This is a genomic window from Paenibacillus sp. FSL R5-0378 (genome assembly GCF_038009285.1).
Taxonomy (GTDB): domain Bacteria; phylum Bacillota; class Bacilli; order Paenibacillales; family Paenibacillaceae; genus Paenibacillus_AQ; species Paenibacillus_AQ favisporus.
The window spans coordinates 2,455,008-2,477,547 of record NZ_JBBPAY010000001.1; the positions used below are offsets into that span (position 1 = coordinate 2,455,008).

17 protein-coding genes are annotated in these 22,540 nt (G+C 57.1%); 8 read left to right on the forward strand and 9 right to left on the reverse strand.

Going from position 1 to position 22,540, the window contains the following annotated elements; genetic code table 11:
- Positions 1 to 25: 25 nt before the first annotated feature.
- From MKY74_RS11580 to MKY74_RS11600, 5 genes are all read right to left on the reverse strand, one after another.
- A complete protein-coding gene (locus MKY74_RS11580) occupies positions 26 to 736 on the reverse strand; it encodes a rhamnogalacturonan acetylesterase (RefSeq protein ID WP_076170342.1) in 711 nt (236 codons plus the stop codon).
- 95 nt (positions 737 to 831) lie between these two features.
- On the reverse strand, positions 832 to 2,253 hold the full coding sequence (gene uxaC / locus MKY74_RS11585; protein WP_076170341.1) for a glucuronate isomerase: 1,422 nt from the start codon (positions 2,251 to 2,253) through the stop codon (positions 832 to 834).
- Positions 2,254 to 2,306: 53 nt separating this feature from the next.
- Entirely contained in the window at positions 2,307 to 3,794 is a 1,488-nt protein-coding gene (locus MKY74_RS11590) for a UxaA family hydrolase (RefSeq protein WP_076170340.1), read from the reverse strand.
- An 11-nt stretch (positions 3,795 to 3,805) separates the two neighbouring features.
- A complete protein-coding gene (locus MKY74_RS11595) occupies positions 3,806 to 5,215 on the reverse strand; it encodes a tagaturonate reductase (RefSeq protein ID WP_076170339.1) in 1,410 nt (469 codons plus the stop codon).
- Between the two features lie 119 nt (positions 5,216 to 5,334).
- Positions 5,335 to 6,333, reverse strand: coding sequence for a LacI family DNA-binding transcriptional regulator (locus tag MKY74_RS11600; RefSeq protein WP_076170338.1), 999 nt, complete (start codon positions 6,331 to 6,333; stop codon positions 5,335 to 5,337).
- A gap of 160 nt (positions 6,334 to 6,493) precedes the next feature.
- Between MKY74_RS11600 and MKY74_RS11605 the strand changes: the two genes are divergently transcribed.
- Positions 6,494 to 8,737 (forward strand): helix-turn-helix domain-containing protein, encoded by a 2,244-nt coding sequence (locus MKY74_RS11605; protein WP_076170337.1) that lies wholly within the window; start codon positions 6,494 to 6,496, stop codon positions 8,735 to 8,737.
- 68 nt (positions 8,738 to 8,805) lie between these two features.
- Here the strand turns inward: MKY74_RS11605 and MKY74_RS11610 are convergent, their stop codons facing one another.
- Positions 8,806 to 9,696, reverse strand: coding sequence for a carbohydrate ABC transporter permease (locus MKY74_RS11610; RefSeq protein ID WP_076170336.1), 891 nt, complete (start codon positions 9,694 to 9,696; stop codon positions 8,806 to 8,808).
- 291 nt (positions 9,697 to 9,987) lie between these two features.
- Between MKY74_RS11610 and MKY74_RS11615 the strand changes: the two genes are divergently transcribed.
- The 7 genes from MKY74_RS11615 to MKY74_RS11645 all read left to right on the forward strand — a co-directional run bounded on the left by MKY74_RS11615 (position 9,988) and on the right by MKY74_RS11645 (position 18,741).
- Positions 9,988 to 10,953, forward strand: coding sequence for an ABC transporter permease (locus MKY74_RS11615; protein ID WP_373309525.1), 966 nt, complete (start codon positions 9,988 to 9,990; stop codon positions 10,951 to 10,953).
- A gap of 77 nt (positions 10,954 to 11,030) precedes the next feature.
- Positions 11,031 to 12,560 carry an extracellular solute-binding protein gene (locus MKY74_RS11620; protein ID WP_084203892.1) on the forward strand — a complete coding sequence of 510 codons (1,530 nt, stop codon included), beginning with the start codon at positions 11,031 to 11,033 and terminating at the stop codon, positions 12,558 to 12,560.
- Positions 12,561 to 12,721: 161 nt separating this feature from the next.
- Complete coding sequence (locus MKY74_RS11625) at positions 12,722 to 13,867, forward strand: glycoside hydrolase family 88/105 protein (RefSeq protein ID WP_076170335.1); 1,146 nt, start codon at positions 12,722 to 12,724, stop codon at positions 13,865 to 13,867.
- Entirely contained in the window at positions 13,864 to 15,234 is a 1,371-nt protein-coding gene (locus MKY74_RS11630; protein ID WP_076170334.1) for a glycoside hydrolase family 28 protein, read from the forward strand. Before MKY74_RS11625 ends, MKY74_RS11630 begins: the two co-directional genes overlap by 4 nt.
- Positions 15,235 to 15,237: 3 nt before the next feature.
- On the forward strand, positions 15,238 to 16,128 hold the full coding sequence (locus tag MKY74_RS11635; RefSeq protein ID WP_076170333.1) for a dienelactone hydrolase family protein: 891 nt from the start codon (positions 15,238 to 15,240) through the stop codon (positions 16,126 to 16,128).
- A 37-nt stretch (positions 16,129 to 16,165) separates the two neighbouring features.
- Positions 16,166 to 17,149 (forward strand): pectinesterase family protein, encoded by a 984-nt coding sequence (locus tag MKY74_RS11640; protein ID WP_076170332.1) that lies wholly within the window; start codon positions 16,166 to 16,168, stop codon positions 17,147 to 17,149.
- The gene (locus tag MKY74_RS11645; protein WP_076170331.1) at positions 17,146 to 18,741 is read left to right on the forward strand and encodes a glycoside hydrolase family 43 protein; all 1,596 of its coding nucleotides are present in this window, start codon (positions 17,146 to 17,148) and stop codon (positions 18,739 to 18,741) included. The genes MKY74_RS11640 and MKY74_RS11645 overlap by 4 nt, the downstream gene beginning before the upstream one ends.
- A gap of 70 nt (positions 18,742 to 18,811) precedes the next feature.
- Here the strand turns inward: MKY74_RS11645 and MKY74_RS11650 are convergent, their stop codons facing one another.
- The 3 genes from MKY74_RS11650 to MKY74_RS11660 are packed head-to-tail and all read right to left on the reverse strand — an operon-like array spanning position 18,812 to position 22,466.
- Positions 18,812 to 19,921: a Ger(x)C family spore germination protein gene (locus MKY74_RS11650; RefSeq protein WP_076170330.1), complete on the reverse strand. Its 1,110-nt coding sequence runs from the start codon at positions 19,919 to 19,921 to the stop codon at positions 18,812 to 18,814.
- Positions 19,918 to 21,021 carry a GerAB/ArcD/ProY family transporter gene (locus MKY74_RS11655; protein ID WP_076170329.1) on the reverse strand — a complete coding sequence of 368 codons (1,104 nt, stop codon included), beginning with the start codon at positions 21,019 to 21,021 and terminating at the stop codon, positions 19,918 to 19,920. Before MKY74_RS11655 ends, MKY74_RS11650 begins: the two co-directional genes overlap by 4 nt.
- Positions 21,018 to 22,466 carry a spore germination protein gene (locus tag MKY74_RS11660; protein ID WP_076170328.1) on the reverse strand — a complete coding sequence of 483 codons (1,449 nt, stop codon included), beginning with the start codon at positions 22,464 to 22,466 and terminating at the stop codon, positions 21,018 to 21,020. Before MKY74_RS11660 ends, MKY74_RS11655 begins: the two co-directional genes overlap by 4 nt.
- Positions 22,467 to 22,540 lie beyond the last annotated feature (74 nt).

A 22,540-nucleotide genomic window follows, 5' to 3' on the forward strand; every position in this document is an offset into this window, starting at 1 on the left:
CATAAGCAGGCAGCCACCAGCCGCATTAGCTTGTCGGGGCAAGGTTGCGCAGCAGCGGGTGCAGTCCGGGCAGCGCTTCGCACTGCCGGATCGCTTCCGCTGCCAGTGAGGCGATTTCCCGCGCACCCCGGTCCGAGAAGTGCGTGTCGTCGGCGATCCCATCGGGATAATTGGGATGGGACCCGGCGGGCAGATGCATAAACAGATGCTTCGACTCCTCCCGGCCCATCCGGAGATACAGCTGCTGGGAAGCCGCGAACAGGTCAAGCAGCGGCACGCCGGCCTCCTGCGCAGTTTCACGCATTGCCTCGGGGTAGGGACCGACAGCGTCGGGATCCGGAAGTCCCTCCGCCGTGAACCGGCGGCGGCTGACGGAAGTCAGCAGGACGGGGATGGCGCCGCGCGAGCGGGCCGATTCGATAAACCGCTTCAGGTTGGCGCGGTATTCCCCGCCGGGAGCAGGATCCGCGAAGCGCGAAGGATCTTCCTGCTTCTGATCGTTGTGGCCGAACTGGATGAACACGTAGTCGCCAGGCTGAAGCTCGTTCTCCACGGCGGCCCAGCGGCCCTCGGCGATAAAAGAGCGGGTGCTGCGCCCGTTGATGGCCCGGTTGTCTACCCGGATCGCCGGATCCAAGTGCTGCTGGAGGTATTCGCCCCAGCCGGTCATGGGCTTCTCGATGGCGCCCTTCAGGGCGGCCGTGGAATCGCCGACGATATACAGCGTCATGGTCATAGAACGGAGTCCTCCCTTTCTTTTACCAGAGACCCAAAAGTGGTCTGTGGCATGGCTTGGGGTGGTTATCGCTCAGCATTGCCTCACGCTCATGCTTAGGAGCGCAGCGCTTCGGGAATGCCGAGCTCCTTGAAGCCGAAATACCGCTCCGCGTTGCCGTAGGCGATATCTTCCACGATTTGTCCGAGCAGCGCCTCATCGTCAGGCGCTTCCCCGCGCTCGGCCCACTCGCCGATCAGCTCGCACAGCACGCGGCGGAAGTATTCGTGCCGGGTATAGGAAAGGAAGCTGCGGGAGTCGGTCAGCATGCCGACGAAGTTGGCCAGCAGGCTGTTGTCGGCGAGCAGGGTGAGCTGATGACGCATGCCGCTGCGCGTGTCGTTGTACCACCATCCGGAACCGAGCTGGAATTTGCCGGCCGTATCCTTTTGATAGCAGCCCATCAGAGTCAGCAGGACGGGATAGTCGTTCGGGTTGAGCGAATACAGAATCGTCTTCGGCAGGCCCTGGCCGCATTCAGCACGGTCGAGCAGCCGGGACAGCGGGCCGGCCAGCGGCAGGTCGTTCAGGGCGTCATACCCGGTGTCAGGCCCCAGACGCTTGAACATCGGCGTATTGTTGTTGCGGAAGGCATGGATATGCAGCTGCATCGTCCAGTTTTTGCTGTGATACAGTCCGATCAGCGCGCTCAGCAGCTCCGTGCGGTAAACGGTGATTTCCTCCAGGGAGAGCGTCTCGCCGGCCATCCTTTTCGTAAAAATCCGCTCCAGCTCTTCGGCGCTGCCCTCCTGATAGCGCAGCACGTCGATCGCATGGTCCGAGAGGCGGCAGTCCTGTTCATGGAAAAAGTCGATCCGCTGCTTCAGAACATCCAGCAGTTCGGCATACGTCGTGACCTGCTGGCCTGCGGCTTGCGCAAGGCGCTCCAGCCAATCGGTAAAACCGGGAGCGTCGATGTTCAGCGCCTTATCGGGGCGGAAGGCCGGGAACACGCGGAAGCCGGTGTCCTCTTTTTTCAGCAGCTGGTGGTATTCCAGCGAATCGGCCGGATCATCGGTCGTGCAGACGACCTTGACGCCGGAATTTTTGATGATGTTCCGCCGCCGGAAGTCATCCGTCGCCAGTTTGGCGTTCACCTGTTCCCAAATCCGCGGGGCGGATTCTTCGTTCAGAAGCTCGTTAATGCCAAAGAAGCGGCGCAGCTCCAGATGAGTCCAGCTGTACAGGGGATTGCCGACCGATTTCGGGACAGTCCGGGCCCATGCCAGAAACTTGTCGTAATCGGAAGCGTCGCCGGTAATATGGGATTCCGGGATGCCGTTTGCCCGCATTAACCGCCATTTGTAATGGTCCCCGGCGAGCCAGGCTTCGGTCAGGTTGCGGAAGTTCTGGTTGTCATAGATTTCCTTGGGGTCGAGGTGGCAGTGATAGTCGATGATCGGCATGTCTTTGGCATGCTGATGAAACAGCTTGCGGGCGGTATCGGTCGTCAGCAGAAAATCGTCGTTCAAGAACATGGTCCACAGCTCCTTTGGATAAAAATCGAAATAGATTTATTAGTCCAGTGACATCACAGAGTAACCCCGGTTTTAAAAATGGCCAGCTCCCGTACGTCGTTTTGTTCGTTCCGCGTTTGTTGGCCGCTTGCTACCTGGATCAGGTAGGCGATAAATTCCTCCAGCACTTCCTGCATCGGACGGTCCAGCAGCGAGCCGGCGTTAAAATCCATCCAGTGCTTTTTCTTGTTGTAGAGGTCATGGTTGGTGGCGATTTTGACGGTCGGGACGAAGCTGCCAAACGGCGTGCCCCGTCCGGTCGTGAACAGCACGAGCTGGCAGTCTGCGGCGGCGAGTGCGGAAGATGCAACCAGATCGTTGCCCGGCGCCTGCAGCAGGCTGAGGCCCTTCTTGCGCAGCTTCTCGCCATACTGCAGCACGTCGACGACCGGGGCGGTGCCGGCCTTCTGCGTACAGCCGAGCGATTTGTCCTCCAGCGTGCTGATGCCGCCGGCCTTATTGCCTGGGGACGGATTCTCGTAAACCGGCTCCCCGTAGGACATGAAATACTGCTTGAAGTCGTTGATCAGCGAGGTGATGCTCTCGAAGACCTCGCGGCTCTCGGCACGGGCCATCAGCATGCGCTCGGCGCCGAACATTTCCGGCACCTCGGTCAGGATCGTGGATCCGCCCTGCGAGATAAGAAAATCGGAGAAGGCGCCGAGCAGCGGGTTGGCCGTAATGCCGGAGAAGCCGTCGGAGCCGCCGCATTTGAGGCCGACGTTCAGCTCGCTGAGCGGGATCGGCTCGCGCTTGTCGAGGCTTGCGGCTTCATACAGCTCTTCGAGCAGGGCCATGCCGGCTTCGACCTCGTCGCCGACCTCCTGCGCCACGAGGAATTTGACGCGGGACTCGTCGTAGTCTCCGAGCAGTTCACGGAACTCGGTGACGATGTTGTTCTCGCACCCGAGACCGAACACGAGCACGCCGCCGGCATTGGGATGATGGACCGCATCCAGCAGGATACTGCGGGTCTGGCGATGGTCGTCGCCAAGCTGCGAGCAGCCGTACGGGTGCTTCAGGATCGTGACGTTGTCGAAGGGACCGAGGTCCGGGTGGACGGCCTTGAATTCCTGCAGGATGAGCTCGGCGACGCCGTTCACGCAGCCGACGGTCGGGACGATGTACAGGTCGTTGCGGATCCCTGCCTTGCCATTGGCACGCCGGTATCCTTCAAAGGTGAGGCCCCGGTTCGGGTAGGAAATCGGATGAAGGTCCGGCTGGTATTCGTACTCTTCCTCACCGTCCAGGTTGGTCCGGAGATTATGCGTGTGCACCCAATCGCCAGGAGCGATCGCGGACACCGCATGGCCGATCGGATACCCGTATTTGATCACCATTTCGCCCGGGGGAATCGCCGTCAGGGCGATTTTGTGGCCTTGCGGAATTTCCTGGGCGGACTCCAGCTTCAGGCCGTCCACTTCCAGCGGTTCCCCGGCTTGAATCGGCCGGAGGGCAACGGCGACGCTGTCCCGCGGGTTCAGTTTCATCAATGATTTCATGTCAATCCTCCTCAGGTCAGTTGATGGAGCGAAGCCCGGACGCCATCGCGTTCCAGCAGGCCGATATGCTCCCCAAGCAGCGTTTCAAGACCCGGAACTGCCGTTAAATCCATGCCCCACAGCCGTTCTTCCTTCAGGATGCCGGTAACGAACGATTCAGGGTCGATCCAGTTCCGATCAAATGCCTCCAGCACTTCCGGCCCATCGCGGCGGGCGACCTGGTCGCCGCGGTAGGTCAGGAGGAGTGCGGCGAAGGAGAGGACGAGCAGGCGGGGAAGCTTCCCCTGGGCCTGCTGATAACGGATCAGCACCGGCAGCAGGCGCGCCGTGAATTTCGAAATGCTGTTCAGCGAAATCGATGCCAGCTCATGCCGGATCAGCGGGTTGTTGAACCGCTCGCGGATAGCCGCCGCGTATTCGAGCAGCTCGGCCCGCGGCAGCTTCAGCACCGGCAGGATTTCGTCTTCCATCAGCTCCTCGACGAAGCGGCCCAAATCGCTATCCTTCATTATGTCCTCGACCGTTTCAAGTCCGGCAAGGAGGCCCAGGGGCACCATAGCCGTATGCGGGCCGTTGAGAAGGTGAACCTTGCGCTCGCGGTAAGGCGACAGGTCATCCGTGACGATGACATTCAGCCCGGCTTCGGCAAGGGGAAGCTTCTCCCGCAGCCACGCCGGCCCTTCGATCACCCACAGATGATAGGGCTCGGCACTGACCATGAAGGGGTCTTCATAGCCGAGCTTCTGCTCCAGGTCGTCTGCCTGATCCCGCGGGTACCCCGGAACGATGCGGTCGACCAGGCAGGAGCAAAACGTGTTGGCTTCCGTAACCCAGGTGGCAAATGCATCGCCAAGCTGCCAGTCGGCGGCATGCTGCAGCACGAAGCGGCGCAGCTTCTCGCCGCTGTCCTCGATCAGCTCGCAGGGGAGGATGATAAAGCCGGCTTTGCCGAGCTGGAACCGCCTGTAGAGCAGCTCCGTCAATTTGGCGGGAAAGCTGGAATGCGGAGCGTCCTCCCGGCGCAGGCCGGCCTCATACACAATGCCGGCTTCGGTCGTGTTGGAGGTGATGAACTCGAGTTCGTCCTGTTTGGCCAGTTTCAAGTAGGCCTCATAATCCGTATAAGGATTGATGACCCGGCTGACGGTGTCGATAACTTCGCTTGAGTTGACCAGCTGTCCTTGAAGCCGCCCTTTAAGCAGCACGGTGTATAAGCCGTCCTGCTCCATGAGCGCAGTGCTCTTGCCGTGTGGGGTCGGCTGCACGACGACGGCACTTCCGTTAAATAATCCCTTCAGATTCATCTGCTGCATCTGCCAGTTCACGAAAGCCCGCATAAAGTTGCCGCCGCCAAACTGGATCATGCGCTCGGGCAGGGCGGGGAGATCGGGAAACAGGCTGCGGGAAAGACGTGGTGTCATACGTATTTCATGCCTCCTTTAGAGATGATGGACATAATGCACACGTTAACATTTTGGTGTAAAAAAATCATGTTTGAATTGTCGCCTTCAAAAAATCAAGGGCATTACAGCTGTCCCTCCTAGGTGACAGCCGCAACGCTTTGCCGCACGATCAGCTCGGTCTGGACAAACAGCTGTTCCGGCGCCGAGTCCGGCTGCTCGAGCCGCTCGATCAGCTTGGTGGTGCCGAGCTTGCTGATATCGGCAATCGGCTTGCGGATCGTTGTCAGCGGCGGGTACGTATACTGCGAGAACAAAATATCGTCGAACCCGATCAGCGACAGCTGTCCGGGAAGCGCGACGCCCCGCGCGTAGCAGGCATTCAGCGCGCCGATGGCCATATCGTCGTTCGAGCAGAAGACGAGGGTCGGGGGATCGGACAGGGAGAGCAGCGACATCATGGCGTTATAGCCGCTTTCGACCCCGTAGTCCCCGGCGGTGAAATAGTCCGGAACCAGCGGGAGGCGGTGGGCGATCAGACTGTCCATGAATCCCTGCTTCCGCTCCGTTGTCGACTTGAAGCCGGCCTTGCCTTCGATGATGGCGATCTTCCGGTGGCCGAGTCCGATGCCGTAATCCAGCGCCTCCCGGACGCCTTCGCGGTCATTGGCGACCACGTTCAGAATGCCGGGGTCATCCAGCTGGCGGTTCAGGACGACGAAGGGGATGCCGGTCTGCTTCAGGTGATAAATGAAAGCATTGTCCGCTTCGCTCTGGCTCATGACGAGCACACCGTCGAAACGCCTTGGCGTTATAGCATCATAGTGCCGGATGCTGTCGATCCCGTGGACCGTAAGGCTGTAGTTCTCGTCGAGCACCTGATGAATGCCCTTGATGGCGTCCACGAGAAAGCTGGCCGAAGTTCCCTGGTCGATGCTGGAGAAGAACAGGCCGATCGTGTACGACTTCTTCATGACCAGGCTCTTGGCGCTGTAATTGGGAATGTAGTTGAGTTCGGCGGCGATGCGTTCAATGCGGTCGCGGGTTTCCTTCTTGATGAGCGGGTTGCCGTTCAGCGCCCTGGAAACGGTCGTATGCGATACCCCCGCAACGCGCGCGATGTCTTTAATCGTAATCATATGACCTCGTGACAAGAAATATTTGTTAACGGTTTCAGTTTAAGTTCAGACAGGGTTCAAGTCAATATGAATCCGGAAAAATGCACACGTGAATCATATTGTCAACCCAATCATGAAAACGCTATAATTGGAAACAAGAACGGGCTAAAGGAGCATCACAATGAAAAAAGGCCGCATGTTTTATAAAACGTTTATTCCCATTCTGGTCCTTGGGATCGGACTCGTCGTCAGTTTTGGCAGCTACATTTATATCAATACGACCCACTCGGTGATCGACCGGGTGGCGGGCAGCAAGCAGAGCTTTATTACCCAGACCAAAAATTCGCTTGAGCAGAAAATCCAGACGATCGAATACGCCTTTAATACATACAGCACGACGAGCTCGTTTGATGCCGTCGTAAAAAGGCCGATCACGGAACAGGATTTCGAAGAATACCGGAACGTCAATACACAGCTGAACTATATCGCCACGATGGGCCTGGAAGGGACCGAGTATTCGCTCATCAGCCTCGTACAGAATTGGCAGATTACGAGCGGAAAGCTGTCCTATTTGACGGATGCCGACCGGCGCAAGCTGTACGAGGCCTACATCGATGACAAAGACAAAGGGCTGTTCTGGATCAAAACGGATGACGGCATCCGTTTCGTGAACACGCTGCCGGTCTTTTCCAAGCAAAAGCAGGCGATTGCCCTTTCGGATATTTCCCGGTCCACGCTTGACCGGATCCTGAAGACTGAGGACAATGCGCCGGTCATCATTTTAAACAAACAGGGCGAGCTGATGTACGAAACCGATCCCGACAAACAGCTGCTGTCCGCTGACCAGCTTGGTCGCATCGTCCAGTCGGCCGGGGAAGATCACCGGGCCGGCAGGCTGAAGGTGACGGCATCCGGGCGCCAGTCGGCCGAAGCGATTTATGCCAAATCCAGCTACAACAATTGGATCTATGTGACGCTGCTGGACCAGAAGGAAATTTCCGGCGCGCTCAAGACGACCAAATACGGAATCATGCTGATGGTGGCCGTCATTACGCTGCTGATCATCGTGGTGGCTTACGGCATCTCCGTTTATTTCACGAAGCCGATCCGCCAAATCCAGCGCAGCCTGCCGCGCAGCTCCCATTTGCCGTACAAGAACGAAATCGAAGGCATCCTTCATTCCATCGACACGATCGTCACCGAGAAGAAAAACCTGGAGAGCATGATGGAAGCCGAGTTGCCCCAGCTGGAAACGCAGCTGATCCTGAACCTGTTCCGGAATCGGGTGTCCCCGGAGGAGCTGGAGCGGATGCTGCCGCGGTTCGGGTATCCGGAACTGACGCAGCCGTCATTCGTCGCGATGCTGATCCAGATGGACAGTTACGGCGGCCGGGAGGCGTCGGACCGGGATATGCTGCTGCTCGCCATCAACAAAATGGTCGAGGAAGTCGTGCCGAAGGAAGGGCGCATGCTGCCGATTATTTTAAACGACAACACGCAGGCGACCATCCTCACGTTTACGGACCAGGAGGAACAGGAGATACGCAGGCAGGTGCTCTCCTTTTCGAAAACGATTATGATGACGGCGCGCGACTATTTGAACTGCTCCGTCAGCTTCGGCATCAGCAAGACGTACCGGCATCTGTGGGAGAGCAAGGAGGCTTGCGAAATGAGCAAGCAGGCGCTCCGGCACCGGCTCAATCTGGGTAAAGAATCGATCATTTTCTATGAAGATATCGAGACGGTCGTCTCGGGACCGGTGCTTCTGCATTACCCGACGGAGCTGGAAACCCAGCTGTTCGACGCGATCCGGCTGGGCGACGAGGAGCAGGTCCCCCGGGCGCTGTATCCGCTGCTGGCCGAGATGATGAAGAAGAACAAAAACTCGATGAATTTTGAAGTGGCCCTGGTCCGTTTCGTCAACAACCTGATCCAGCTGGAGCAGCTGCTCGGCGTGGAGGTGCTGCTGACGCAGGACAATCACGCCCTGTACCACCGCCTGCTCGATATCCGCAACCCGGAAGAGATCGAGCGGATCCTCGTGGAGGAAGTCATCTCGCCGATGGTGCGCAGCATGAAGGAGAAGACCAACCGCCAGTTCCGTTCCCTGGCCGAGAAGATCGCCACGATCGTCCGCACGGAGTACGACCAGGAATTGTCCCTGGAATGGATCAGCGACCGGCTTCATTATAATCCGAACTATTTAAGCAGCATTTTTAAAAAGGAGTTTGGCATGACGTTCAGCGAATACCTGATGAATTACCGGCTGGAGATGGCCAAGAAATGGCTGATTGAAACGGACATGACGATCAAGGAAATCGCCGAGCGGCTGCAGTATCACAATCCGCAAAACTTCATCCGGTCCTTCCGCAAGAAGGAACTCGTGACGCCGGGAAATTACCGTAAAGTCAAACAGGCTCAGTAATCAAAACACAAGTCTTGCATTTCCGTCCGGGCTGCTTTCTTGAGCGGAATGCAAGACTTTGCTGTTCGTTACCCTTTGACCGAGCCGAGCAGCGCCCCTTTGACAAAATGCTTCTGCACGAACGGATACGCGATCAGCATCGGTACGGTCGCGATGACGATCACCGCCATTTTGATGGTCTGCGCCGGCGGAACGACATCCACGGACGTCCCTTCGGCCTGCATGCCGCTGGAGACGATGACGATCTGGCGGAGCAGCACCTGGATCGGCCACTTGGTCGAATCCGTCATGTACAGGATCGCATTCATATAGGTGTTCCAGTAAGCTACCGCATAAAACAGCGAAATGGTAGCAATGGATGGCAGAGCGAGCGGAAGCATAATTTTGAAGAAAACCCCGAAATCGTTGCATCCGTCAATTTTGGCCGATTCCTCGAGCGCGTCCGGAAGCGCCTGGAAAAAGTTTCTCATTATAATCAGGTTAAACGCGTTAATGGCGACCGGAAGGATGAGCGACCAGTAGGAGTCGATCAGTCCGAGGCTTTTGACGACGAGGAACGTCGGGATCATGCCGCCGCTGAACAGCATGGAGAATACGACGATGAAGTTGACGAAGCCCCGGCCGTAGAGATATCTCCTGGACAGGCCATAGGCCATGAGCGCCGTCAGGATCATGCTGACGATCGTGCCTACTACAGTGATCCCGATCGATACCCCCAGCCCTTTAAAAATCGTAGGCGTCGATAAAATGTACTTATAAGCATCGAGGGAGAATGTCGTCGGAAACAGAATGAATTTTTTGGCCACCACTTCCTGGGTGGAAGCGAAGGAGCTCGCAATCACGTTTACAAAAGGCAGCAGGCAAATGAGGGCAATCAGAATGAGCAGGAGGCTGTTTACGACGGTAAACAGGCGGCTGCCGAAAGACTCTTTTCTACGCAAAGCTGTGGATGGTGTCATACGCGGGTATCCTCCTTGTAATCGTTTACAGTTAGACTGTACCAAGCGCACCAGGTTACGTATATAATCAGCTCCTGAGGTGTTGTCCGGAGGGGGGAGAGCGGGGAATCCGCGGCTGTCACCCGGATAATCATCAGCTTCAATCCGTAATCATCAGCTGAGATGCGGAAGGCGAAAATGGCGCCGTTATGCGGTTTTATGGCCGGTGTCAATGAAATGATTATGTACGGAATTCCCAAAACGGCCTAAGCTGGAGTCGTAACAGGAAACGCTTACAAGGAGGTCGACCTGGTGAAGGACTCGAACACGGCCGTCATGAACATGAATGTCAAACCGGCCAGGAAGGTACGGACGGACACCGCGCTGGACCGTATCAAACGTCACAAGCTGCTGTACCTGATGATTTTGCCCGGCGTGTTGTATTTCATCATCTTTAAGTATCTGCCGATGGGCGGTCTCGTCATTGCCTTTCAGGATTACCAGCCTTTCAAGGGGATCACGGGCAGCCCTTGGGTCGGAATGAAGCACTTTGTCCGCTTGTTTACAGAACCGACGTTCTTCATGCTTCTGCGCAATACGCTGATTCTGTTTGCACTCAACATCGTGATCTTTTTTCCGCTTCCCATTATATTGGCGCTGATGCTGAATGAGGTCAGGCACCGGCTGTTCAAAAACTGGGTACAGACCATCATCTACATCCCGCACTTCATGTCCTGGGTCATCATCGTCTCCATTACCTACGTATTCCTCACCGTGGACGGAGGCGTGCTGAACGAGCTGATTGCCAGGCTGGGCGGGCACAAAATCAGCTTCCTGACCGCTCCCGAATGGCTGCGCACCGTGTACATCGGGCAGATCATCTGGAAGGAGCTCGGCTGGTCCACCATTATTTATCTGTCTGCGATCACGGTGGTGGACACCCAGCTGTACGAAGCAGCCGAAATGGACGGAGCCGGACGGTTCCGCAAAACGTGGCACGTGACGCTGCCGGCGATCCGGCCGGTCATCATCACCCTGCTCATTCTCAAGATCGGCAGCACGCTTGATCTGGGATTCGAGCATATGTACCTGCTGCTCAATTCGCTGAACCGCGAGGTGGCCGAAATTTTCGACACCTACATCTATACGGCGGGACTGAAAAACGGACAGCTGAGCTTCAGTACAACGGTAGGCTTGTTCAAAGGCTTGGTGGGACTTGTACTGGTCATGGCTTCCAACCGGCTGGCGAAGAAGTTTGGCGAGGACGGCGTGTACTAATCAAGGCACGGCGGGTGTGGGATCCATCCACGGATGTGGGATCAATCCAAAGGATAATAGAAAAGGGGAAATGGCACATGAAACCAATGGTAAGCAAGATGGCTGCGTTTACGCTGGTCTGCGGGCTGCTGCTCTCGGCCTGCGGCGGGGGAGGCGGCAAGGGGGAAACGGCCCAGGGCTCGGGAGGCAGCGCTGCGGCAGGTGACGAAAAAACGACGATTACGTGGCTGAACATTTTGCACACAGCGTCGCCGCCGACCGATACGGTGCTGAACAAGATTGAGGAGAAGACCGGGGCGGATATCAAATTTTCGTGGATTCCGGATGCTTCCAAGGAAGAACGCATCAATACGTCGCTGGCGTCCGATTCCCTGGCGGATATCGTTACGCTCACCATTCTCGACAATTCCTCCGTACGCAATGCCCTGAAGTCCGGCATGTTCTGGGAGGTAGAACCGTTCCTGGACGAGTTCCCGAACCTGGCGAAAATTTCGCAGGATACGCGGAGATCGGCTTCGATCGACGGCAAGCTGTACGGTGTGCCTTTCCAGAAGGATCTCGCCCGCAACGGCGTCGTCATCCGCAAGGACTGGCTGGATAAGCTCGGACTGTCCGTGCCGAAGACGACCGATGAGCTGATGAACGTCGCCAAGGCATTCACCGAGCAGGACCCGGACGGCAACGGGCAGAAGGATACGACGGGCTTCATGGACCGGAGCGATCTGATCTACGGCGCCTTCAAGACGCTGGGCTCTTACTTCGGCACGCCGAATAACTGGCAGGTGACGGATGACGGGAAAATGATTCCCGAATTCGAAACCGAGGGGTACGTCAAAACGATGGATTACATGAAGACACTGTACGAAAAAGGATATATCAATCAAGACTTTGCGGTGACCGCCAAAACCGACCAGCAGCAAAAATTCGCCCAGGGCAAAGCCGGAATTTACGTCGGCGCCCTGTTTGACGGGAAGAACCTCTTGAATATGGCCAAGGGCGTTCAGGATAACATGCAGCTCGCCTTGGTCAACAACATTACATCGACAGGCAACGAAAGCGACCGCGCGATTTGGGCGGCGAACAACGGAATCGGCGGACTGCTGGCTTTCCCGAAATCCGAAGTGAAGGATGAAGCCGAGCTGAAGCGCGTTCTGAAGTTCGTCAACGACCTGATGGATGACGATGTGTACGCCCTCATGACATACGGAATCGAAGGCGTCCATTATACCGTGGATGCGAATGACGCGGTTACGATCACCAATACCGATTTGTGGCAGCAGGAAGTGCAGCCGTTTGCCTCTTCCCGTCCGAGCGAAACGGGCTACAAAATCCATGACGCCGATCCGCTGAAGGCCGAGGCCGACAAGCTGATCAAGGAAAACGCAAAATACGGGGTGCTGAACCCGGCATATTCCCTGGAATCCGAAACGTACACAACGCAGGGCTCCGAGCTGCAAAAGATCATCACCGATGCGACTTACAAATACATTCTCGGCAAAATCAACCTGGACGAATTCAAAGCTGCGGTGGAGAACTGGAAGAAATCCGGCGGCAGCAAAATTATTGAGGAATACGAGGCGGCCTACAAGGCTACGCAGCAAAAATAACGGCTGAGCCGGACGCAAGAAGAACGTACCAGGTCCTATCCTGCCTGCATGGGGGTTAGGACTGTGTTTTTTCCAAGACGGCAGGGTGTAAAAAAGCAATCGCCGGCGGAGATGGAAATTTTATTAGAGAAAGCCGGAAATTTTATCCGAGGAGGATCAGCATGCAGACATTCAACGCGGCGCAGCGCATGGCTGAGTCCATCATGGCACGGACGCCGAAGCTGTACGAGGGTAAGGGATATGAAGGCAAGTGGTCGTATGATTACGGCGTGGTGCTCAAGGGCTTCGAGCTGCTCTGGAAGCAGACGGGAGACCGCCGGTATTTGGAGTATATCCGGGACAACATGGACCATTTTATTCAGGAAGACGGGAACATCCGCGGGTACCGCCCCGAAGAATACAACATCGACCATATCAACAACGGCAAGCTGCTGTTCACGCTGTACCGCGAGACGGGGGAGGAAAAATACAAGCAGGCCGCCGGGCTGCTGAGATCCCAGCTGGCATCCCATCCCCGGACGTCGGAGGGGGCATTCTGGCATAAGGAAATTTATCCTTATCAGATTTGGCTGGACGGCCTGTATATGGGCTCGCCTTTCTATCTGGAATATCTGCTGACGTTTGAAGACGGGGCGGGACTGGACGACGTGACGAAGCAGTTCAAGCTGTGCGAGCTCCATACGAAGGATGAGGCCACCGGGCTCCTGTATCACGCCTGGGACGAGAAAAAAGCCCAGCCGTGGTGCGACCCGGCCACCGGCTTATCTCCAAATTTCTGGGGCAGATCCCTTGGCTGGTTCGTTATGGCGCTGGCGGACAGCCTGGAGCTGCTCCCGGCAAGCCATCCCGATTATCCGGAGCTGAAGCGCATCTTGAGCGATACGCTGCGTGCGCTGAGATCCTATCAGGATCCGGGCAGCGGCGTCTGGTACCAGGTGGTCAATGAGGGTGGCCGCAAGGGGAATTACTTGGAGGCCTCGGCTTCCAGCATGATCACCTATGCCATCGCGAAAGGGCTTCGCCTCGGCGTGCTTGCGCCGCAGGAATGGCAGGACTGCTTGGACAGAGCGTATCGGGGGCTGCTGGAGGAGTTTGTGCTGGAGACGAAGGAAGGCTGGCTGAACCTGAACAAAAACTGCCAGGTGGCCGGGCTGGGCGGGGCCGACCGGCGCGACGGCACGTACGCCTATTACATTAGCGAGCCGATCATCACCAACGACCAGAAGGGGCTGGGGGCGTTTCTGCAGGCCTGCGGCGAATACGAGGCCAGGGTTCCGGCCGCTGCGGCGACAGGAGAACAGCCATGAGCGTGTACAGCATCACCGAGTTCGGGGCGGTGCCCGGCGGCGCCGAGCCGGCGACCCGGGCCATCGCTGCGGCGATCGAGGCAGCGGATGCCGCGGGCGGCGGGACCGTGTTCGTCCCTGCAGGCACGTACCTGACCGGGGCCATCCTCCTGCGCAGCAACATCGAACTGAGGCTGGACCCGGGCGCGGTCCTGTCCTTCAGCACCGATCCGGCGGATTATCCGGTCGTGACCTCCCGCTGGGAAGGGGTGCTGCGTGAGGTGCATGCCTCCTGTGTGTACGGACACGGGCTGAAGAACGTGTCCATTACCGGCAGCGGCACGCTGGATGGCAACGGCCAGCCCTGGTGGGACAAGATGCGCAGCCGCCCGGAGGAGCTGACCCACCCCCGGCCGAAGCTGATCAGCCTCGACCGCTGCACCCGGGTGACGATCCGCGACGTCACGCTGATCAACTCCCCGAGCTGGACGGTCAATCCGATTCTCTGCGACAACGTGACGATCGACAACGTCTCGATATACAATCCCGCGGATTCGCCGAATACTGACGGCATCGACCCGGAGTCGTGCCAGAACGTGCGGATCAGCGGCTGCCACATCGACGTCGGCGACGACTGCATCGCCATCAAGGCCGGCACGGAGGACACGGCGCAGCGGGTTCCGTGCGAGAACATCACGATCACGAACTGTACGATGATCCACGGCCACGGCGGCGTCGTGCTCGGCAGCGAAATGAGCGGGGACATCCGGAACGTCGTGATCAGCAACTGCATCTTTAAGCACACCGACCGCGGCATTCGGCTGAAATCGCGGCGGGGGCGCGGAGGAACGGTGGAGGATATCCGGGTCAGCGGCATCGTCATGGAGGAAGTCATCTGCCCGTTCATTTTGAACCTGTATTATTTTTGCGGACCGCGGGGCAAGGACAAGTACGTCTGGGATAAGCGGCCTTATCCGGTCACCTTGGAAACGCCGACGTTCCGGCGGATTCACTTTTCGAATATTACCGCAAGGAACGTACATGCGGCGGCAGGGTTTGTTTATGGTCTTGCGGAAAGGTATATTTCGGAATTAACGTTTGCCGACATCGATATTTCCATGGCGGAGAACCCCGTTCCGGGGCGTCCGGCCATGATGTCCGGCATCAAGGATATGAAAGCGCGCGGCTTTTATTTAGGCAATGTGAGGGACATTCGGTTTGACCGGGTCACGGTTGGCGGCCACGAAGGGCCGGCTTTCTACGTCGAGAACGGCGAAGACGTGGAATGGCAGCAGTGCCGGTCAAAGGATACGAAGGTGCCGGAGCAGCTTGTAAAGCAGGTAAGCGTAGTTCCGCAGGAGGAGGATCTCAGCGAAGAGGAGGTTTAACCAATGATGAGGGAACGGTTGAAGAAGCTGCTGGGCGATGTGCCGGAGGACCGGCCTATCCAGGCGGAACTGCTCAAGCAGGAAGAGACGGACGGGTACCGGCTCGAGACGCTGCTGCTGGATTTAAACGGTCTGGAGCAGGTGCCCGCTTATGTCGCACTGCCTATAGACGGAGAGGGGCCCTATCCGCTCGTCGTTTTCAATCACTCGCATGGCGGCAATTACACAAACGGACGCAGGGAGCTGATCAGCGGCAGCTCGTATTTGCAGCAGCCGTCTTTTGCCAGCACACTGACCGGCATGGGCTATGCCGTCTGCTGTATCGACATGTGGGGCTTCCATGAGCGGTCGGGTAAGACGGAGAGCGAAATCGTCAAGGAAATGTTATGGCAGGGGCGCGTCATGTGGGGCATGATGCTGTATGACAACCGGCGGATGCTGGATTACATGTGCTCCAGGGAAGATATCGACGCCTCGCGGGTCGCGACCCTAGGCATGTCCATGGGCGGGATGATGGCCTGGTGGCTGGCGGCGCTGGACGAGCGGATCAAGGTGACCGTGGACATCTGCGGACAGGTGGATGCCCATACCTTGATGAAGAAGCGCGGGCTGGATCACCACGGGTTCTACTACTACGTTCCGGGATTGCTGAAGCACTTCACGACGCTGGAAATCCAAGCCATGATCGCCCCGCGGCCAAGGATGAGCCTGACCGGGCGCACCGACCGGCTGACCCCGGAGGAAGGCGTCGTGCTGCTGGCCGATGGCCTGCGGGAGGTATACCGGGCCGCCGGACAGGAGGAGCATTGGCAGACGGTCATGACCGGCGGCGGCCATATGGAGACGGCTGAAATGCGGGCCCGCTGGCAGGGATTTTTGGCGGAACACTTGTAAGCGATGGCCGCAGCCCGAAACGAAAGGGGGGAAGGTCATGATTGTAGGAAAGCTGGACCACTGCGATTATCCGACGATTCAGGAAGCGGTGGATGCGTTGGAGAAGCAAGATCCGCAGCGGCCCGAAACCCTGTACATCCTGTCGGGTGTCTATGAGGAAGCGGTACGGATATATCGGTCCGATCTGGCCGTGATCGGCATCGGATATGTGGAAATCACGAAGGGCCGGTATGCAAAGGAACTGGACGAGAACGGAAATGAGATTGGCACCTTTGCAACGCCGACGCTGTTCCTTGGCGGCCGGCGGCTGCTGATCGAGAATTTGGTCGTGACCAATTCGGCCGGGCAGGGCGAGGACATCGGCCAGGCCGTGGCGGTCTATGCGCATTGCGACGAAACGGTTTTTCGCTACTGCACCTTTAAAGGGCACCAGGACACGCTGTTTACCGGACCGCTTCCGCCTGCGCCCAAGCATGGCGGCGTGTTTGGAGGAATCCCGCTCCGGGAGCATCACCGAGAGTACCGCCAGGTGTACGAATACTGCCGGATCGAAGGGGCGGTGGATTTTATATTCGGCGGCGCGGCCGCCTTCTTTGACCGCTGCGAGATCCGCAGCCTGCGCCATTCGAGCGGGCATGCCGGTTATATCGCCGCGGCTTCTACTCCCGCGGGGCAGGAATACGGGTATGTCTTTAACCTCTGTTATTTGACGGCAGAGCCAGGCGTATCGGGCGTGTATCTGGGAAGGCCGTGGCGCGAATATGCACGCACTGACTACGTCGACTGCCGGATGGGCGGACATATCGAACCGCTGGGCTGGGACGACTGGAACGATCCGGGGCGGCGGCTGACGGCCAGGTACCGGGAATTCGGCACCCGCTTTGATCCGGCCGCGCCGGCTCCGGGAGGACAGCGGGCCGGGTGGGCGGTCTATCAGGAGACGCTGGAAGGGGCTCCGCAGAAGGAGCAAGTTTTTACCGGAACGGACTTTTGGAAACGAAAAGGAGAGGGAAGAGCATGACCATATCCACCCAAACGGGAACCATTCGAAACCCGGTGCTGCCGGGCTTTAATCCGGATCCCTGCATCGTGCGGGCAAAGGACACTTATTATATCGCGGTGTCTTCCTTCGAGTGGCTCCCTGGCGTAAGGGTATATGCTTCCAAGGATTTGGCGGTATGGGAGCACTGCACCGACGTGCTGACCGATCAGGTCGACCTGCGGGGAAACCCGAAGAATTGCAGCATCTGGGCGCCTCAGCTCAGCTACCATGACGGGTTGTTTTACCTCATTTATACCGATGTGAAAAGCACCAAGCGCCCATTTAAAGACGTTCACAATTATTTGATTACGGCGCCTTCGATTCACGGGCCCTGGTCCGAGCCGGTCTATTTGAACAGCAGCGGATTCGATCCGAGCCTGTATCATGACGAAGACGGACGGAAATGGCTTCTGAACGAAATCTGGGATTACCGCATTCCGGAAGGGAATAAATCGAGCGGCATCGTTATTCAGCAGTATGATCCGCAGCAGCAGAAGCTAGTTGGTAAACCGTTCAAGCTGTTTGACGGGACGGATCTGAAGAAGACCGAAGCGCCGCATATTTATAAGCATCAAGGCTATTACTACTTGATTACGGCCGAAGGCGGCACCGGGAGCGGCCATGCCGTGACGGTAGCCCGTTCCCGCAGCTTGATGGGCCCTTACGAAGTGGACCCCCGCAATCCGATGCTGACCTCCCGGGATAACCCGGAGCTCCCGCTGCAGTGTGCCGGCCACGGCAGCCTGATCCAGACGCCGCAAGGGGAATGGTACATGGCCCATTTGTGCACGCGTCCGGTTGAAGGCCAGTACGCGCTCCTTGGCCGGGAAACAGCGCTGCAGCAGGTGTACTGGGACGAGGAAGGATGGCTTCGCCTGACCGCCGGGGGGAATTCCCCGCAGATGGAGGTCCCGCGTCCGAAAGGGATCACGCCGGCAGAGGCCAAGACGGCCGCGGAACGGAGCTTGTTTGAGGATACCTTTGACGGACCGGAGCTTGCCAAAGCCTGGAATACGCTCCGCATACCGGCGGATCCATCCTGGTGCTCGCTGTCGGAGCGCCCGGGGTATCTCCGCCTGCATTCCGGGGAATCGCCGCAAAGCCTGTTTCATCACCACATTGTGGCCCTCCGGCAGGCGGATATCCATTTCCGAGCCGAGACGTCGCTTGAGTTCGAGCCAGCAAGCTATTTGCAGATGGCCGGGCTGATGCTTTATTTGAACGATGAAAATTACTTGTATGCTTATGTGACGCAGGACGAAGAGCAGGGCAAGGTGATCCGGCTCATGCGCTGCGCGGACGATGCGTTCACCGTTATTCCGGACATGATTCCGGTGAATGCCGGGGAAGCTGTTCAATTGGCCGTGGAAGTCCGTGGCATCCGCGGACGGTTCTATGGCCGGTTCAGCCCGGGGCAGGATTGGGTCCCGCTGTTTGAAGAGCAGGACATCCGCTTCCTCTGCGGCGGCTTCACCGGCAACTTTGTCGGTATCGCCGTCCATGATATGCAGTCCTTTGGGGGAAGCTATGCGGACTTTTCCCATTTTCGTTATACGGGAATTGAAGCATAGAAGAGCAGGGATGATCGGTAATGATGAAACAGGGGCTGCTTCTATTTTGAAGCAGCCCTGTTTTCGGTTCTTACTTTTCCTTGGACGGATTAATGAACGGCCTGCGTCTCAGCTGAAGGCCCGTGTTTTTCAGCTCGGAATCCAGCTTGAACTCCAGTTTTGCTGTCGAGTACAGCTTGGGCCACCGGTCGTATTGGCTGGGTGGAACTTTTCCTCTGAAGCGGTTGCCAAGTCCAAAAATGTCGGATTCCTGCGCCTGCGTCATCCGGAATACAGCGGCTGCCCGCTGCTCAATCAGGCGGTTAATGGAAGCTTCCAGATGCTTTGCCTTGATGTCGATCCCGCGCGCGGAATCCATGAGGGTCATCGAGAGCTTGGCATGAATGCGGATGACGGGCTTGCCGCTTCTCATATCCGTGTCGATATCGGCACTGGAATTCAGAATTTTAAGGTTCATTTTATCCGCGGTTTCGATTTCGAAGGGGGACATCTTGCCCGTAACGATTTCGTAAATCAGGGTTTCCTCCGGAGAGATCATGCCGACCATGGCGTCATTTTTAAAGAATGCATTGCCCGCGACCCGGAATATCGTTTCAGAATCCGTCACCAATACAGGCACGAGGCATTCCTCAAGCGGATCATAGTACCCCCTGAAAATTTCCCATAGCGACACGACGTTTTTTTGCGAGGTTCCGCCGCCGTAGCGTTCAAAGAACAGCTTCGTGTAGATGCCCGAGAGCTCGCCCGTCGGGTTGGGACGTTCAAATATTGACTTCATGCCGCCTGTCGTAATCGCAATTAACGAATCCAGAGGAACGGTGCGGTCCCTGATTGTGAATTCCAAATAGGGCATGAATCCTTTTTTCGCCAGTGCCTGATCCAGAAAGATTGACTGGTTCTGCGACATATCCAGACTTTTGGGCAGCCTTAACCGGAGCTGGTCTATGGCTTCAATCACGGTGCTGCCTTCCTGCTTGGTGACGAAAAAATCCTTATGGGCTCCGTTCTGCGACTGCGGGAGTGGGAACCTCATCCAGACCCGCACCCGGTCACCGCCGGCCGGCTCGATACCGATCGCGGTCTCGAGGAGCCGGTTGTCGACATCTTTGACATCCCAGCAGCCGGGGAGGAAGAGAAGCAGGCATAAGATGGCCAGGCATCGGGCTGCGCGTCTGCTCATTGGCGGGCCCTCATTTTGTTGGAAATGAAGGACTTGACCAGCACAGCCATAGGAAAGCCATACATTAAGTAAAGGCGCAGAACCGTATCCCACTCCACGGCTCTTTCGATCCATTCCCATGAAGGAATAAGCCGGATGGCGGCGTATGCCGTGACTCCTGCCAGCACATATAGCAGCTTTTCGTTCCAGCTGGGAAATACCGCCCTGATTGCCGTTACGATGCAGTTCAGGATCAGGGCAAGCAATAAAAACAAATAGAGGATGGAGCTAACGATAAATACGGCGGTTAAATTTTCGATCACCAGCCAGTAATAGCTTACCGAGTCCATTTTGCTGATATAAGGAAGCGTCAAAATTCTTGACATCTCCGGACTAAACGTCAGCGCCGGCTGATAGACGGCGGCGGCCAGTAAAGGCAGAAAACAGAGCGCAGCCACGGTATAAGGCCGCCACAGCTTCTTCGGCTGTTTGGCGTATCTGCCGCAAGCCGCAAAGTAAAGATAGCCGGCCCAGATGAAGGATGTCGTGTAAAACTTCGGGCTGGTCAGAAAATCCCCGTTGGTATAGAGCCATGGTTTGCCCAGATTAAAATCGAGATCGCCGAAACCCAGCAATACGAGCCCGACGGACAGCGGAAAGCTGACGAGCAGAAACAGGACGGAAGCACGGATAATCGAACCGATTCCCCCGAAAGCCAGAAAGACGCCAATAAAGATCATCCCATCCAAAAACCACTGCGGCGTGCTGTGAAGGATCGTCATCGAGATGATCTCGCTGTGAGCCCGGACGATGATCACCATGGCGCTCCACATAAACCAGAGCAGCGGGACGATAAAAAGAATGACCCCCGGCCACCCAAGCACGCGCTTTGTAATCGTATAGGCGTCTTTTCCTTGATGCAGCGCGAGGACCCGGCTGAACAGCCAGGCACCCAGCAGTCCGAGCAGCATCCAGATCAGGATCGGGATCCAGTAGCTCTGGGTGGTGGACTGCAGAACGAGCCAAGGGTACACATGAAAGGAGATCGCCCCGAATACCATCATCTGCAGGACGAAGTATTGGGGCATGGAGATCTTCAGTTCCTCGTTCGATGGATTCATTGTCTCGACCCTCTTCCGAAGGTAATCCAGTAGCTGAGTGAAAATTTGCGGGAGCCGCCGATCAGCCCAAGACTCATGGACCGGATCCGGGCACCGGGACCGATCGGAGTCAAATAGGAAACGCCGAACGATTGGATGCGGGAGAGGCAGATGACGAGAATGGCAAAGCAGATGAATATGCCGAGAATTCCGATGACGCTGGCCCCGGCGAGCGTGAAATATTTCAAAATCCGCTGAACCAGGCCCATCTGATAATCCACGACGATAAAATTGGTCAGCGCCGTCGTTGCGACGATGATGACCAGCAAATTGCTCACAATATTCGCTTGAATGATCGCCTGTCCCAGCACCACCCCGCCAACCATCGTAACGGTGGAGCTGATCGACCTTGGCAGGCGTATGCCGGCCTCAACGATGCAGTCCAGAAGAAACAGCATGATGAGGGACTCGAGCCACACGGGATAAGGGACCCCTTCCCTGCTGCCGGCGGCGGCCAGACTGATCTCCAGGCGGTTGAGGTCAATGTTCACCGAAGTGATCGCCACGTAGAGGGCGGGCAGAAACAGGTTGATCATGAGTGCGATGAACCGCAGCCACCTTAAAAATAATGCGATCAGCGGCGTCAGGTATTGATCTTCGGGGGATTCCCAGAAATCAAAGAAGGACCCCGGGGCGATGATCGAAAACGGCGTTCCATCCATCAAGACAACAATCTTGCCGTTTAGTAGGGAGGCCGTTACCCGGTCCGGGCGTTCCGTCGTGACGGCGGCAGGGAAGAGGCGGGAAGATCCGGGGTCCATGAACCGCAGCAATTCGCCGGAATCTTGGATTCCGTCCGCTTGGATGGCGCTGATTTGACCGCAGGTGTATTGGACGAGACCCGGATCGGTCACCCCTTCCAGGTAAACCACGCCCACCTTCGTATTGGTCAGATCTCCGACGCGGGCCTCCCAAATTTTTAAACGGGAGGTTTGCATCCGCTGGCGTATGAGGGCGATATTGGTTGAATAGTTTTCGATAAAACCGTACATCGGGCCCTGAATCACGTTCTCCGTCTGCGGCTGTTGCAGTCCCCGCTGCTGCGGATTTTCCGTTGCCAGAATCAGGCCGTTGGCAGACTCCGCAGTGCACAGCACGGTTTTGCCGGCGCATACCGCTTTTTCGCAAGCGGAAAAATCACCAGCCGAATAGCTGGTGCCGTAATAACTGTGCAGTGTGGTCAGGACACCATCCTGCGGCTGCCGGTTCATATTGAATATGAAATGATCGGAGCCGACAAGCGTCGTCAGGTACAGCAAATACAGCTTGCCGGCGTCCGATTCACCGATGCAGACGGCCTGGAAGTCGGCCGCATGCTGAAAAGCCTCCTGGAGCCGGGAAAGAAGAAATTCAGAGGACGTATGCTGGAGCGCCTGAAGCATCGTTGCACCTTTGCTGGGTTCCACGGGTCGATCATCCTTTGCATGACACTTTTTGCCTTCGAATGAACCTAATTATTCCAATTACGGCATCAAATTAT

What these genes read in the sequence shown, in the direction of transcription:
- MKY74_RS11580 (WP_076170342.1), bottom strand. Translation starts at nt 736, where the DNA reads ATGACCATGACGCTGTATATCGTCGGCGATTCCACGGCCGCCCTGAAG.
- uxaC (WP_076170341.1), bottom strand. Translation starts at nt 2,253, where the DNA reads ATGTTCTTGAACGACGATTTTCTGCTGACGACCGATACCGCCCGCAAG.
- MKY74_RS11590 (WP_076170340.1), bottom strand. Translation starts at nt 3,794, where the DNA reads ATGAAATCATTGATGAAACTGAACCCGCGGGACAGCGTCGCCGTTGCC.
- MKY74_RS11595 (WP_076170339.1), bottom strand. Translation starts at nt 5,215, where the DNA reads ATGACACCACGTCTTTCCCGCAGCCTGTTTCCCGATCTCCCCGCCCTG.
- MKY74_RS11600 (WP_076170338.1), bottom strand. Translation starts at nt 6,333, where the DNA reads ATGATTACGATTAAAGACATCGCGCGCGTTGCGGGGGTATCGCATACG.
- MKY74_RS11605 (WP_076170337.1), top strand. Translation starts at nt 6,494, where the DNA reads ATGAAAAAAGGCCGCATGTTTTATAAAACGTTTATTCCCATTCTGGTC.
- MKY74_RS11610 (WP_076170336.1), bottom strand. Translation starts at nt 9,696, where the DNA reads ATGACACCATCCACAGCTTTGCGTAGAAAAGAGTCTTTCGGCAGCCGC.
- MKY74_RS11620 (WP_084203892.1), top strand. Translation starts at nt 11,031, where the DNA reads ATGAAACCAATGGTAAGCAAGATGGCTGCGTTTACGCTGGTCTGCGGG.
- MKY74_RS11625 (WP_076170335.1), top strand. Translation starts at nt 12,722, where the DNA reads ATGCAGACATTCAACGCGGCGCAGCGCATGGCTGAGTCCATCATGGCA.
- MKY74_RS11630 (WP_076170334.1), top strand. Translation starts at nt 13,864, where the DNA reads ATGAGCGTGTACAGCATCACCGAGTTCGGGGCGGTGCCCGGCGGCGCC.
- MKY74_RS11635 (WP_076170333.1), top strand. Translation starts at nt 15,238, where the DNA reads ATGATGAGGGAACGGTTGAAGAAGCTGCTGGGCGATGTGCCGGAGGAC.
- MKY74_RS11640 (WP_076170332.1), top strand. Translation starts at nt 16,166, where the DNA reads ATGATTGTAGGAAAGCTGGACCACTGCGATTATCCGACGATTCAGGAA.
- MKY74_RS11645 (WP_076170331.1), top strand. Translation starts at nt 17,146, where the DNA reads ATGACCATATCCACCCAAACGGGAACCATTCGAAACCCGGTGCTGCCG.
- MKY74_RS11650 (WP_076170330.1), bottom strand. Translation starts at nt 19,921, where the DNA reads ATGAGCAGACGCGCAGCCCGATGCCTGGCCATCTTATGCCTGCTTCTC.
- MKY74_RS11655 (WP_076170329.1), bottom strand. Translation starts at nt 21,021, where the DNA reads ATGAATCCATCGAACGAGGAACTGAAGATCTCCATGCCCCAATACTTC.